The sequence below is a fragment of the Paenibacillus aurantius genome (assembly GCF_032268605.1).
GTDB lineage: Bacteria > Bacillota > Bacilli > Paenibacillales > NBRC-103111 > Paenibacillus_AO > Paenibacillus_AO aurantius.
Genome location: NZ_CP130318.1, coordinates 961,070 through 974,383 on the forward strand (window position 1 = coordinate 961,070; position 13,314 = coordinate 974,383).

Sequence of the window (13,314 nt, forward strand, 5' to 3'; positions counted from 1 at the left end):
TGAGACCGATATGGGACGCAAGTGGAATAACATTAAAGAGAAGAAAGCATCCAAGGATGCCAACACCAGCCGGGTTTATGCCAAATTCGGAGTCGAAATCTATGTGGCCGCGAAGAAGGGCGAGCCGGATCCGGAAGCCAACCGGGCGCTGAAAGTCGTGCTCGAGCGGGCCAAAACGTACAATGTGCCGAAGGCCATCATCGACCGCGCCTTGGATAAGGCGAAGGGAAGCGGGGAAGAGAACTACGAAGATCTCCGCTACGAAGGCTTCGGACCGAACGGCTCGATGCTGATCATCGACGCCCTGACGAACAACGTAAACCGGACGGCTCCCGCCGTGCGCGCCGCCTTCAACAAGAACGGAGGAAGCATGGGCGTAAGCGGCTCCGTCGCTTATATGTTCGATGCTTCGGCGGTCATCGGCGTAACAGGCAAGACGCTGGACGAAGTGATGGAGATCCTGCTCGAATCCGATGTGGATGTGCGCGATATTGTCGAAGAAGACGAAGACATCATCGTGTACGCGGAGCCCGATCAGTTCCACGCCGTTCAGGAGGCGCTGAAGAACGCGGGGATCTCGGAATTCAGCGTAGCCGAGCTCACCATGCTGCCGCAAACCTCCGTCACCCTGCCCGCCGACGCGCAGGTCCAATTCGAGAAGCTGATCGATGCCCTTGAGGATCTCGAGGACGTTCAGCAGGTTTACCACAACGTCGAGTTTGACGAGGAGTAAGCAGTAAGAATAACAAATAAAGAACTCACTCTTTGTATGACACCAATCGTACAGGGAGTGAGTTTTTTATTTTGTGGCTGCGATAAATAGACTGTTTGTTGTAAACCAAACAAGCCACCAATGGCTGGTTGAATTATCCTTACTTAATAACCAGCTTAAATTTTTGACGACTACGTCCTTCTGGACCGTTCAGAACAGACTTCTCTTGTGGAACGAAACCAAATTTTAAATATAAATTTCTTGCGGGTTGTCCATCTGGAATATCATCACCAAAAGTTGTGACAAGCACTTCTGCTGGAGCCATCACAAGTTCTAATACATGTCTTAATAGTTTGCTTGCGACACCCGTATTTCTTGCTTTAGATGAAACCGATAACCATCCAATCTTATAGATTGGAGCGTTTGAAGAAGAAAAAAGTATCCCGCCAAGTAAACGGGTACCTGGCATCCCGTCCTGTTCCCTAATGCAAAAAGCGGATTGTTGGTTTATATTTTTCTCTAAGGCCTGAAGGAATTTCCGGTCGCTGATCATGGGACCAAATAGATATTCAACTTCAGAGGCAAGCTCAAGCCAACTCGTTAAATCATCCTTGGTGGCATTCACTATTTTCATTTCCGCTAAATTGCAGACCGGACTAAAGATTAATGTCAGCTATAATGGGAATGTAGAAGACTCCTTACCTGCAAGAATAACGGCAAAAACAATAAAAATACTCAAGGGAAGCCTATCTCCAAAGTTATCTCAACTTGATGCTGCAAAAATCGCTTTAAAGGAAAAACAAGGAAAGCAGGCATTTATTAAGGGTATGAATTACGATGCAGATTGCCATATATGGGAAATAGAGATGGACCAATATCCCAAAAGTGCACCGAGCATGATCAAGATTGATTCAGAAAAAGCAGAAATCATAAAATAATTTAGAAGATTAGAAAACAGGGAGGAAACAATCATGCCAACCGACAGGGAAACGATCGAAATCTTCCGGGCAGCCTTAGCCGGGTATACGGAGGAGGAGCTGAGGCGGGTCACGGCGGAGGGGGTCTGGTCGCTCGGCCAGCTGTACAACCATTTGGTGCTGGCGTCTCTCGAATATCTGGATTTCGTGGAAGCCTGTGCGGCAGCGGAGGAGGAACAGCCGCTCGGCAAAACGGAATTCGGCGAGGAATTGTACCGGCTCGGCGGGTTTCCTCCTGTCCGGATCAAGCTCCCCGGAGACATTCCCGACAATACGGAAACGGCCGACGACCACCGGCGCGGACTGGAGGAGGTCATGCGGCGGATGCAGGACTGGGAGGGAAGGGTGGACGAGGTGAACCCGAACCTTAAGGTGAGGCATGGAGGCTTCGGCTGGCTGAATGCGTCGGAGTGGCTGGCGCTGGTCGGAATGCACTTCCGCCATCACCTTCGGCAGAAGGAGGAGCTGGAGCGGGCCCTCGGACGGTGAGGCAAGGGGGAGCCGAAGGACGACCAGCGGCTTCCTCTTAGGGCTTACCACGATGGCCGCTCCCGTGCCTTACCCCACACCTTTCCTTCCGTTTCCCTTGGCGGTACCTTGGTCTTTACATACCGGCGTCCACGATTCCTACCGCCAAGCGAACCAGTGCCTTATCCGTGAGTGTTGTTCTGCTTCCTTATTGGTATTCGTGTGCGTCCAGAGGCTTTCCCGCCAACTAAGGTACTGGATAAGGCTCTAGCTCTTCCGGTATCGCTCCGCCAAGGCATAGAAGGCCTTCTTCGGTTCCCACGGCATGCCGGGGTAGGCGGTGCCCGTTTGCCCCTTCAAGCTCCGGACCAAGGCATAGCTCGCCCGGTCCAAGTCATGCGCCGGATTCTCGTCGTACGGATAGGTAGGCATGACGAAGGTAAACCAGAAGGCCCCATAGACCTCTTCTTCCCCGTACAGGTCGAGCAGCTCCCGAAGCTGCTGAGCCTGCTCCTCTTCGTCCCTCTCGTAATCCCCTTTGAGCCGGGGCGGGGTGACATTCCGGTCGACGATAATCCATCCGTAGCTGCCTTTGTCCTTGGCCCCCGTGTACGTGCAGCTTCCGAACTCCAGAACGACGACCGGCTTGCCATGCTTGGCATAGTCCCGCAGCTTGCTCCGGTAAGCTGCCGCGTTGGCTTTGTCCCGGTAGTAATCCATGCCCACGTAGTCGAATAGGCTCCAATCCACGTTCTCCCAAGTGCCGGAGGCATAGGTCAGCGGCCCATGAAAATGCTCCCGCACCACCGCGGCGGCCTTCCTTAGAAAGGCGTTCAGCCGTTTGTGAAACGAGCCCAGCCGGATCGTGCTCATCAGAAGGCGAAACGGGTTCATGACCGTCCTAATCCGGTCGAAGGCGGTATCCCCTGTAACCAGCCCCTTCATAAAAAAGCTGAGCTCCCAGCCCGCCACAAACACGATTTTTGGCGTTTTCTTCCGCAGCTTCTCCATCGCTTTGGCGCACTCGGCGTAATGGGCCAGCGTTTCCTCTTCCCCGGCATCTATCCGCTCGGGCGAGACCCATACCTCCAAGCCTTCCGCAAGCGCCGCTTCCGCAGCCAGCGTCAGCCGGCCGATGTCCCGTCCCGTCAGGCGAATCGCGTTCGCCTGCAGGTCGCGGCTGATGATGCGGATTTCTTGGCGCACCACCTCCGGGTCGAAAGCTTCGCGGGTGGAAGCGGCCGCTCCTCTCGTGTGCGTTCCCACATCATACACCACGCCCCGAAGGGAAAGTCCCTTCCGGTTATCCATCTCTCATCCTCCTTGGGAGCGGCTGTTGTTCCAAATTGCCGGCTGTGATAAAGTAAATAATCATTAATGAATTATTGTATATTTTCTGGGTTTATTTAGTTAAAAAATAAAGAAACATTTACTTTTTGTCAATAGACCTTATCGGAGGGCAACCCATGGATACCAAAATCAGCACAATGGCGGCGGGGTACCTGCAGCTGATTCCCCAGCTTTACCGCAAGCTGGACGCATCGGGAGCCGGGACCGCGGGACGGCGGCCTTCGACCGGACTGACCCACCTGCAGGTTCATGTTCTCGAGGAAATGTACCAGCGGGAAGAGGGGATCGCCATGAGCGATTTGGCCCGGACCATCCTGGTGTCGAAGCAGCAGCTGACGCCGCTGATCACCCGGCTCGAACAGAAGCAGTATGTCCGGCGGGAAGCGGATGCCGCGGACAAACGGTCGGTCCGGCTTACGCTGACGGAGAAAGGCAGAGCCTTGGTCTACGAGCGGTGGGCCGGGCTTCACGGGACCCTTTGCCGGAAGCTGGAGGGGCTTGGCGAGGAGGACCAGGCGGATCTCGAGTATGTCCTGGTCAAGCTTTCCCGGATATTAAGCAGGCTGGAGTAAGGAGGAAGAGCCTCCGGCCTGAGGACAACTGCCGAATGAACGGTTCGAAAGCTCAGATGCAAGCCACAGACGAGTCAATCCAACTGCTGCGGCACTTTTCTATCCAGCGGTTATTTCGGGAGGCTGGGGTTCTTCTTTTTTCTAGAAAGGGTTATAAGACGCCCCGGCCGCTCTCCGTTGTCCTGTTTCCATCCTGGCTGCCCCTGTGTTTTCCTGCGAGCGATTTCTCCTATGACGGCTTTTCCAAGAAAAGCGGTCATGTTTTTCCACGGGGAGAATAGGGTATAAAAGTACGTAAGGACCATACTACGCTCAGAACAAAGGGGACATCTGCCATGAAACTTACACCGGAACAGCGGATCACCTTACACGGCTTCAACAATTTGACGAAATCCTTAAGCTTCAATATGTATGACATCTGCTACACGAAGACCAAGGAGGAACGCGAGGCTTACCTCGAGTATATCGACGAACAATACAACTCGGACCGGCTCACCCATATCCTGAAGACGGTTTCCGATATTATCGGCGCCCACGTGCTTAACATTGCCAAACAGGACTATGTGCCGCAGGGGGCCAGCGTGACGATGCTTGTCTCGGAAGGGCCGGTCGTCGAGGTGCCGACGGAGAATTTCGAGGAGACCCCGGGGCCGCTGCCGGAAACGGTCGTGATGCAGCTCGACAAGAGCCATATCACCGTCCATACCTATCCGGAGTACCATCCGGACGAAGGGATCAGCACGTTCCGCGCGGACATCGACGTGTCTACTTGCGGGGAGATTTCTCCGCTGAAGGCGCTGACCTACCTCATTCATTCCTTCGACACCGACATCATGACGATCGATTACCGGGTCCGCGGCTTCACGCGGGATGTGAGCGGCCATAAGCTGTTCATCGACCACGAGATCAGCTCCATCCAGAACTACATTCCGGACGAGGCCAAGGACATGTACCACATGATCGACGTGAACGTGTACCAGGAGAACATTTTTCATACGAAATGCAAGCTGAGGAACTTTGACCTGAACAATTACCTGTTCGGCTACACCAAGGATAAGCTGAGCCACGAGGAGCAGAAGGACATCACGGAGAGCGTACAGTGGGAGATGGACGAGATCTTCTACGGCAAAAACATATACCCGGGCACCGTGGAAGAGGAAAAATAAGCGAATGGCAAAGAGACCGCGTGAGCGGTCTTTTTTATGCCAATAAGGAGCTCTAAAGGGGGGAGGATACGATTGCTGATTATCTCCAGATCAACTAGAATCTCATTAGTTAGGAAAACCTTTCCATTGCCTAAGGGGGTTAGAAGGATTGGAGAAACAGAGCCGGTCGCTGCTCTTCCGACGCTATTTGTCGTTCTTGAAGCCTTACCGCATCCGGTTGGGCTTCATCGTCGCCCTGGGGCTGCTGCAGTTCGTCGTCCCGCTAACGGTGCCTTGGATGACGAAGGTTATGATTGACGAAGTGCTCCCCGGCAAGGAGAGCTTCTGGACGCTGCATAAGGTGGTAGGGGTGCTGGCCGGGGTATACGTCGCCGGAAATCTGCTCAAGTTCGTTCACCAGGTAGCCATCTCCCGGCTCGGCAGCCGGATGATCGTGGACGTCCGCGAGCAGCTTTACCGGCACATGCAGTCCCTCTCCCAGAATTACTTCGAGAGCCGGCAGGTGGGGAGCATCGTCTCCCGGGTGCTTAACGATGTGAACGGTGCCCAGAATCTGGTCGGGGGCGGGGTGCTGAACCTGCTCGTCGATCTGTTTCTGGTTGGTTTTGCGGCCATTATGCTGTTTCGGCTCGATCCCGGTCTCGCGCTTCTGTCCTTGTGTCTGCTGCCGCTTTACTACCTGACGTTTACGAACCTGAACGTCCGCATCCGGTTCGCCTGGCGTTCGGTCCATCAGCAGATGGAGCGCATTTCCGGGATTCTCGTGGAGCGCCTGGCCGGAATGAAGATCGTTCAGGCGTTTAACCGCGAATCGATCGAGGCGGATCGGTTTCACCGGCAGGCGAAGCATCATTACCGCTACACGGTGAAGGCCCAGCTGCTGTCCAACCTGCTCGGGCGGGCGAGCCAAAGCTTCCAGGATCTGGGCGGCATCCTGGTATGGCTGGCCGGAGGGACGATGGTGCTGAACGGGGCCATGACGTTGGGTGAGCTGATCGCTTTCCAGGCGTATCTTTCCCAGCTGTACGGGCCGATTCAGCGGTTCTCGGAGGTAAACGTTACCATACAGAATTCGCTCAGCAACGTGGAACGGATTTTCGAGGTCTTCGACCTGCAGCCGGAGGTGAAGAACCGCGAGAATCCGCTGCCGCTACCCACCTGCCGGGGTGACGTGGTTTTCGAGAACGTAAGCTTCACGTACGTCTCCGAAAGGCCGGTGCCCAAACCGAAGGGCCAGGGGGATCACGAGATTGTGAAGCCGCTGGTCCCTCTGAAGCGCTTCTACTGGCTTCCGCCGAAAACGGCCCCCGAGCCTCCTCCGATCGTTAGAGAAGAACGGGAAGCCCTTTTTAACGTAAGCTTCGAGGCGAAAAGCGGAGAGGTCATTGCTCTCGTTGGGCCAAGCGGTGCCGGGAAATCCACGATCATCAACTTCATTCCCCGGTTCTACGATCCGGATGAAGGGACCGTTTATTTGGACGGGCGGGATTTGCGCGAGTATGACCTATTCGCCGTGCGGAGCCAGATCGCCCTGGTGCTGCAGGACAACATCCTGTTCTCGGGAAGCGTTTATGAGAACATCGCCTACGGCAATCCGCATGCGGATCAGGAGCAGGTGATGGAGGCGGCCAAGGCGGCCCATGCCCATGATTTCATTATGGAGTGGGACCAGAAGTACGATACCGTCATCGGGGAAAGGGGAGTCCGGCTGTCCGGCGGGCAGAAGCAGCGGATTGCCATCGCCCGCGCCCTGCTGAAGAACCCGCGCATTCTCATCCTCGACGAAGCGACGTCGGCGCTCGATGCCGAATCGGAATATTTGGTCACCAAGGCGTTGGAGAAGCTGATGGAGAACCGCACCACGTTTATTATCGCCCACCGGCTGGCGACGGTCGTCCGGGCCGATCAGATTCTCGTGGTCGACCAGGGGACGATTGTCGAGAGGGGCCGCCATCCGGAGCTCCTGCTGCGCAACGGGATGTACCGGGAGCTGTACGAGAAGCAGCTGAAGGCCATGCGTCCCGAGGAGCTCGCCGCCATTTAATCCCCCGCTGCGGGAAAGGATAGTTCCCGAAGCCTGCCGTCTGTCGGCAGGCTTTTTGGTTATGGGGATGGACCTCCTCGACAAGGCTCTCCGCTTAGTTATCCATCAGCATGATAGCTTAATTGACACGACAGGTGTGATACAGGTCCGATAGAATCGGGTTGACGAAGCTGAAATGACAGTGTAGACTTTTTTTGTAATAACAAATTGTTTTTCTGTATGTCGAATTTGTGATGATCGCCTTGCGGTACTAGCAGAGGGGTAAGGAGGTGTATGTAAGGCTTCAAACCAGCCTATCTTCTTTAGCAGCCGCCATGGTGAGACCTTTTTCTGAATATAGGATAAAACAAGTTTTCGGTATTATGAAAAATGACGCCTGGAGGAGAAGCTTATGTCATTAAAAGGAAATATCCCTGTTATTCCAACGCCTTTCCTGAACGGAGCCATTGAATATGCGGGATTCGACCGGCTGATGGAACGAACCATCGATAGGCTCGACGGTTATGTGGTGTGCGGCAGTACAGGGGAAGCCCCGTCGCTTCTCCTGCAGGAAAGAATCGATATCGTCCGGTACCTGTCCGAACGGATGCCGGACGGCAAGGAGCTTGTCGTCGGACTCGGGCATACGAACCTTCGCGAGGCGGTTGCCATCGGAGTTGCCGCCAAGGAAAGCGGGGTCCGTTCGGCGCTCGTGCCGAGTCCGTATTATTTTCCGAACTCGCTGCAGATGGTCACGGATTACATGGGGGAGCTGGCGGAACAAACCGGTCTTGACCTGGTGTTTTACGATAACCCTGTTACGACGAAGACGCATTATACCGCCGATCAGCTTCTGCAAATGGTTCGGGACGTACCGCAGATCAAAGCGGTAAAGATGACGGATCACCATTTCGAGAAAATCCGCAGCTTGAAGAAGAACTCCTCTCTGGCCGTGTTCGGCGGCGACGATATCATTTGCTTTCGGGCCTTTGAGGCCGGCATAGACGGAAACATGATTATCGCTCCGATTGTTTATCCTGAGGCCTTTCGGGAGTGCTGGGACACTTATCAATCGGGAAACCGAGAGGAAAGCTTCCGCATCTTCTCCCAAGTGATCCTTCCGTTTATTCACCTGTTTGGGCCGGGAGATGAAATTGCAACCACCAAGGCGCTGCTTCATCAGCTTGGCGTGTTCTCAAGCTTCGAGACCAAGCTTCCTTTGCTGCCTGTCACGGAGGAAAGATTGAGGGAGATCATGCTGGGCTACCACACCGGGGCTTCGGCTTACGCGGTTTAGTTTAGTACCAGCCTTACAAGGAGATAAAGCGGGAGGTACATCGATGAAGGCCTTACTATATGAGGGACCGAGAGAAATGCGGATTCGCGAGATCGCGCCTCCCTCCATCACGGAGGATGAGGTAGTCATCCAAGTTGCGTTCTCCGGTATTTGCGGCTCAGAGTTGAGCGGGTATTTAGGCCATAACGCGCTGCGTAAGCCGCCGCTCGTGTTCGGGCATGAATTTTCGGGGACGATTGTAGAGGCGGGAGCCAACGCGTCGAAGGTTTTCGGCCTGCAGCCCGGTCAGCGGGTCACGGCCAATCCGCTCGTCACCTGCGGGCATTGCGGTTATTGTCTCAGCGGCCGCCAGCAGCTTTGCCGGGGCCGGAAATTGTTGAGCGCCGCGCTGCCGGGAAGCAACGCCGAGCTTGTGAAAATTCCGGCTGCCTTCGTCCACCCTCTGCCGGATCATCTTACCCTGCAGCAGGGGGCTTTGGTAGAGCCGATCGCATGCGGCGTCCGCGTGGCGGAGCTGGCCTCTCCCCGGCCCGGCGATAAAGCCGTTATCTTTGGGATGGGGCCCATCGGGCTGTTCGTTCTTCAGGCCTTGAAGGTGTATGGCGTCAAAGAGATCTATGCTGTGGATCTGCACGCCGAGCGGCTCGGAATGGCGGAGGCGCTGGGAGCGGTACCACTCTCTCCGAGGAAGGACGAGGTTGTGGCGGAAGTCCTAAAGAGAACAGGCGGAGGGGCGGACATTGCCGTGGATGCGGTCGGCGCATCCCTTACCCGCAGCCAGTGTATGGAGGTAACGGTTCCCGGGGGACGCATCATTTATACGGGTCTGCATGAAGCGGAGTCCGTCCTGCCGGTCAATACGATGATTCGCAGCGAATTTCATGTTGCCGGCTCCTTCGCTTACTCCGCGGTTAACTTCCAAACGGCTTTAAATTGGTTAGCCGAAGGACGGATAGGCTTGACGGATGGGGTGGTGGAAGCCCCTCTGGAGGAAGGGGCGGAATGGTATGATAAGCTCCTGAGCAATCCCGGAAAAGTAGCGAAGGTGCTGTTGGTTCCTTACTCTTCCTCTGTCCGGTCATAGCCTAATCTAAAAGAAATTTGCATGGCTTTCTGCTTCACTTTCCGGCCAACTTCCGGGAAAGAAATACTCGGAAGCTCATTGCGCAGCGCTGTAATGCTGAGGGCGGCAGCGACCGCTCCTGTATGATCGTAAATCGGTGCGGCGATGCACCTTATACCCAGTTCACCCTCCTCATCCTCGATGGCGAAACCGCTCTCGCGAACATTCTCAAGAAATTTCGTGAACGCTTCGTGGGAGGTGATCGTGTGTTCCGTTGTCGCCGGCATGCCGTGAAGCTTTAAATAGGACTCCAAGGTGTCCTTAGGCAGGAAGGCGGCCAGAACTTTGCCTACCCCGGAGTTGTGCAGGGGCATGGATTGACCGACTTCGGTGGAGAACTGGACGAAGCCGGGGCCTTTGACCTTCTCGATATAGGTTGCTTTACCGTTCTCGAGAATGGCCAGATGGACCGTAACGCGGAGCTCGGCAGCTAATTCTTCCATGAGGGGTCTGGCTATATTCCGAAGATCCATCTTGGACAGCATCTCCATCCCGATGTTGTACAGCTTCAACGTTAACCGGTACTTGCCGTCCTCCGCTTTTTGGAGATAATTCAACTCCTCCAGTGTGGTCAGGATCATAAAGATCGTTGATTTAGGAAGCTTACTGGTTTCGTATATATCGGTTACCCCGAGCGGAACCGGGGAGTTGGCCAGTGTCTCTATAATCGAAAGCCCTTTTTCCAGGGCGGGTACCGAATATTTTCTTTTAGTCATAACGGCCCCCTCCTTTTTGCTATATCAAAACCTTTTTCATTTAAGCATAAAATGTACGGGAAAACAAGAAAGGGATTCGGAAAATCCTGGATGGAAAGAGTGGAAGCGGCTTGCATGATCCAAACAAACGAACTGGATACCCCTTTCGTTCTTATCGATCTTGATTTGGTCATGGGTAACATCGCGTCCATGCAGGCGGTGGCAGACCAAAACGGAATTAAGCTCAGGCCGCACGCCAAAACGCATAAGATGCCGGAAATCGCCCGTTTGCAAATGGAGGCCGGGGCGTCAGGCGTTACCGTAGCCAAGCTTGGGGAGGCGGAAGCCATGATCGAAGGGGGGATCCGGAATCTTCTGATCGCGTATCCGATCATCGGCCCGAGAAAGATAGAACGGCTGGCTGAGCTTCTGCCAAAAGCTCATTTGACGGTAGTCGTGGAAAGCTACGATGGGATGAAGGCCGTCTCGGAGGCCGGACGGATGGCCGGCTTGACGGTCTCCGTTCTGATTGAGGTAGACAGCGGGTTTAACCGGGTGGGGATAACCCAAGAGGAAGACGTACTGGCGATCGCGAGGGCCATCGCGGCGGATCCTTGGCTTAAGCTGGAAGGGTTGTTGACCTTTGCTGGCCAATCGTACGACGCAGGGGATACGGAGGAGCTGCTCCGGACCGTTAAGCTGGAAGCGGAGACGGTAAGAGAACTGACCGAACGGCTCCGTAAGGAAGGCTTCGAGATAACGGTAGTGAGCGCAGGCTCCACTCCGTCTAGCCCTCATGTGGCGGGGATGCCGGGCATTACCGAAATACGTCCCGGCACTTACGTGTTCGGGGATTTGATGCAGGTAAAGCTTGGGGCTCACAAGCTGGAGCATTGTGCTTTAACGGTTAAAGTGACGGTAATCAGCCGGCCTGCGGAGGATCGGGCCGTTATCGACGCAGGGACGAAAGTATTCTCGAGCGATGGGGAAGATTCTCCTATCGGTACCGGCCGGGGGTATGTACCCGGACGCCCGGGCATTACGCTGGAATGGATGACGGAGGAGCACGGGATGCTGCGGTTGGCACCGGAAGAGCAGGGGCTGAAGATAGGAGAGCAGCTGGAAGTTATCCCGGTTCACTGCTGCGCCGTGGTTAATCTGACGGACCAGGTAGCCGCTGTCCGTCAAGGGCATGTGGTGGAACTGTGGAAGGTATCGGCTCGCGGCAAAGTTCGATAGAGGGAGGAGGGAGGAGGAGGATGGTCATATCCGAGATATCCCAACAAATAGCCGGCTGGGTGGCCGGCCAGCGGCATAGAATAGTCGAATTGACGGCCCGGCTCGTTCGCCATCCAACGGTCAATCAAGTGACGGACGGAACGGAAGGGGAATGCCAAAGGGAGCTCCAGGTTCTGTTTGAAGGCATGGGACTCGAAACCAGGCTGTACTCCCCGGAGGTGGCCCCGGTTTTTCGTTCCCACCCGGCTTATTTTCCTGGAAAGGACTATACTCATCGCCCTAACGTGGCAGGCGTTTGGAAAGGACAGGGCAACGGCAGGTCACTTCTGTTTTCCAGTCATATCGATACGGCGGTAGTCGCTCCGGGCTGGCTGGCGTCGCCTTGGGAACCGCGGGTTGAACAGGGGAGAGTATACGGGCTGGGCTCCTTCGATATGAAAGGAGGGCTTGCGGCCTCGATTATGGCCGTGAAGTGCCTGATGGAGCTGGGCTTGAGGCCTTTAGGGGATGTCATTCTGGAATCCGTGGTAGACGAGGAATTTGGCGGAGCGAACGGAACCCTTGCCGGGAGATTGATGGGGTATAACGCGGACGCGGCCATCATTCCCGAGCCGACCAACTTGGCCATTTGTCCGGCTACACGGGGAGGAGCGCTGTGGCGGCTCGTCTTCCGCGGCCAAACCGGGCTGGCCTTCAGCGGAGAAACGATCCGCAATCCTCTTTACGACGCGGCTAAGTTTCTGGTTTATCTGGAGCAGTTCGAAAGGGATCGCAGCAAGGGAGGAGGGCCCGCTCCCTGGTATACGTCGTCCGGTGAACTTCCGGTTATTCCGACACGGGCCGCGGCGGGTGATTTGGCCTCCCCCCTCTGCGATGTAGGTCCCGAAGAATGCGCTATCGATGTATGGGTGGAGTGCCATCCCGGAACGACGGAGGAATCGCTGAAGGAGGAGATCTTAACGGGGTATCGGCGCCAGTTCGGCCCGGATGCGCCGTTACCCGAATTCCAGAAGATGATCCGGTTCCTGCCCGGCTCGCAGGTGCTTCCGGATCTGCCTCTTCTTCCTATTATGGGGGAACAGGTTCGGCGCGTGACCGCAGGGGAGCCCGCTTTTCATGGCGCCCCGTTTGCTTGTGATGCTTTTATTTTTAATTTATACAGTCCTACCCCTGCGGTTGTCCTGGGTCCTTCGGGAGCCAACGCGCATGCGGCTGATGAGTATGTGGACATAGAGTCCCTCTGCCGATTAACCGAAATATACGCCGGCATCATTCTGGAATGGTGTGGAATTTCGGATGGAAAAGGAGAAGGAAGATGAGGCAAGCGATCTTTACGAAGGATGCATCACCGGGGGACGGTCCCTATTCACAGGCGATTGTATCCAAGGGCTTCTTATTCGTATCGGGCCAAGGGCCGATCAATCCCCAGGGCTACGTCACAGGAGAAACCATAGAGGAACAGGCCCGGTTGACCTTGGATAATATCGTAACTATTCTGCAAGCGGCCCATTGCTCGATGGACCATGTGGTGAAAGTCAACGTCATCTTGTCGGATATGAGTCACTTCGGGCGTTTTAACGAGGTGTACAAGGAATACTTTGAAGCGCCGATGCCCGCGCGTACCTGCTTCGGCGGTGAGCTTGACGGCATCCTGGTGGAAATAGACGTCATTGCGGCTCTGCCGGAATAGGA

The 13,314-nt window shown here is 55.2% G+C and carries 14 protein-coding genes; 11 read left to right on the forward strand and 3 right to left on the reverse strand.

Annotation, left to right across the window (positions count from 1 at the left end; all coding sequences use genetic code 11):
- Positions 1–10 precede the first annotated feature (10 nt).
- Positions 11–733 carry a YebC/PmpR family DNA-binding transcriptional regulator gene (locus MJA45_RS04655; RefSeq protein WP_315607938.1) on the forward strand — a complete coding sequence of 241 codons (723 nt, stop codon included), beginning with the start codon at positions 11–13 and terminating at the stop codon, positions 731–733.
- A 139-nt stretch (positions 734–872) separates the two neighbouring features.
- On the opposite strand, the gene MJA45_RS04660 is transcribed toward MJA45_RS04655, so the two are convergent.
- Entirely contained in the window at positions 873–1,337 is a 465-nt protein-coding gene (locus tag MJA45_RS04660) for a GNAT family N-acetyltransferase (protein WP_315606121.1), read from the reverse strand.
- A gap of 19 nt (positions 1,338–1,356) precedes the next feature.
- Between MJA45_RS04660 and MJA45_RS04665 the strand changes: the two genes are divergently transcribed.
- Complete coding sequence (locus tag MJA45_RS04665) at positions 1,357–1,650, forward strand: hypothetical protein (RefSeq protein WP_315606122.1); 294 nt, start codon at positions 1,357–1,359, stop codon at positions 1,648–1,650.
- A gap of 33 nt (positions 1,651–1,683) precedes the next feature.
- Positions 1,684–2,178, forward strand: a complete 495-nt coding sequence (locus tag MJA45_RS04670; RefSeq protein ID WP_315606123.1) for a DinB family protein — start codon at positions 1,684–1,686, stop codon at positions 2,176–2,178.
- Positions 2,179–2,424: 246 nt separating this feature from the next.
- Here MJA45_RS04670 and MJA45_RS04675 read toward each other — a convergent pair whose 3' ends face one another.
- Positions 2,425–3,468: a glycoside hydrolase family 113 protein gene (locus MJA45_RS04675; RefSeq protein ID WP_315606124.1), complete on the reverse strand. Its 1,044-nt coding sequence runs from the start codon at positions 3,466–3,468 to the stop codon at positions 2,425–2,427.
- A gap of 155 nt (positions 3,469–3,623) precedes the next feature.
- Between MJA45_RS04675 and MJA45_RS04680 the strand changes: the two genes are divergently transcribed.
- The 5 genes from MJA45_RS04680 (at position 3,624) to MJA45_RS04700 (ending at position 9,649) form a co-directional block, all read left to right on the forward strand.
- Positions 3,624–4,079: a MarR family winged helix-turn-helix transcriptional regulator gene (locus tag MJA45_RS04680; protein WP_315606125.1), complete on the forward strand. Its 456-nt coding sequence runs from the start codon at positions 3,624–3,626 to the stop codon at positions 4,077–4,079.
- Positions 4,080–4,414: 335 nt separating this feature from the next.
- Positions 4,415–5,245 carry an adenosylmethionine decarboxylase gene (speD, locus tag MJA45_RS04685; RefSeq protein WP_315606126.1) on the forward strand — a complete coding sequence of 277 codons (831 nt, stop codon included), beginning with the start codon at positions 4,415–4,417 and terminating at the stop codon, positions 5,243–5,245.
- Positions 5,246–5,393: 148 nt separating this feature from the next.
- The gene (locus tag MJA45_RS04690) at positions 5,394–7,289 is read left to right on the forward strand and encodes an ABC transporter ATP-binding protein (RefSeq protein WP_315606127.1); all 1,896 of its coding nucleotides are present in this window, start codon (positions 5,394–5,396) and stop codon (positions 7,287–7,289) included.
- Between the two features lie 391 nt (positions 7,290–7,680).
- Positions 7,681–8,565, forward strand: coding sequence for a dihydrodipicolinate synthase family protein (locus MJA45_RS04695; protein ID WP_315606128.1), 885 nt, complete (start codon positions 7,681–7,683; stop codon positions 8,563–8,565).
- 43 nt (positions 8,566–8,608) lie between these two features.
- On the forward strand, positions 8,609–9,649 hold the full coding sequence (locus tag MJA45_RS04700; protein ID WP_315606129.1) for a zinc-dependent alcohol dehydrogenase: 1,041 nt from the start codon (positions 8,609–8,611) through the stop codon (positions 9,647–9,649).
- Here the strand turns inward: MJA45_RS04700 and MJA45_RS04705 are convergent.
- Positions 9,625–10,404, reverse strand: coding sequence for an IclR family transcriptional regulator (locus MJA45_RS04705; RefSeq protein WP_315606130.1), 780 nt, complete (start codon positions 10,402–10,404; stop codon positions 9,625–9,627). The two genes, MJA45_RS04700 and MJA45_RS04705, sit on opposite strands and share 25 nt — an antisense overlap.
- A 90-nt stretch (positions 10,405–10,494) precedes the next feature.
- On the opposite strand from MJA45_RS04705, the gene MJA45_RS04710 reads away from it, so the two are divergent.
- From MJA45_RS04710 to MJA45_RS04720, 3 genes are read left to right on the forward strand one after another with little or no spacing between them, the layout of a single operon-like run.
- Positions 10,495–11,622 carry an alanine racemase gene (locus MJA45_RS04710; protein ID WP_315606131.1) on the forward strand — a complete coding sequence of 376 codons (1,128 nt, stop codon included), beginning with the start codon at positions 10,495–10,497 and terminating at the stop codon, positions 11,620–11,622.
- Between the two features lie 20 nt (positions 11,623–11,642).
- On the forward strand, positions 11,643–12,941 hold the full coding sequence (locus MJA45_RS04715; RefSeq protein ID WP_315606132.1) for a M20/M25/M40 family metallo-hydrolase: 1,299 nt from the start codon (positions 11,643–11,645) through the stop codon (positions 12,939–12,941).
- Positions 12,938–13,312, forward strand: a complete 375-nt coding sequence (locus MJA45_RS04720) for a RidA family protein (RefSeq protein WP_315606133.1) — start codon at positions 12,938–12,940, stop codon at positions 13,310–13,312. The genes MJA45_RS04715 and MJA45_RS04720 overlap by 4 nt, the downstream gene beginning before the upstream one ends.
- The last annotated feature ends 2 nt before the right edge of the window (positions 13,313–13,314 follow it).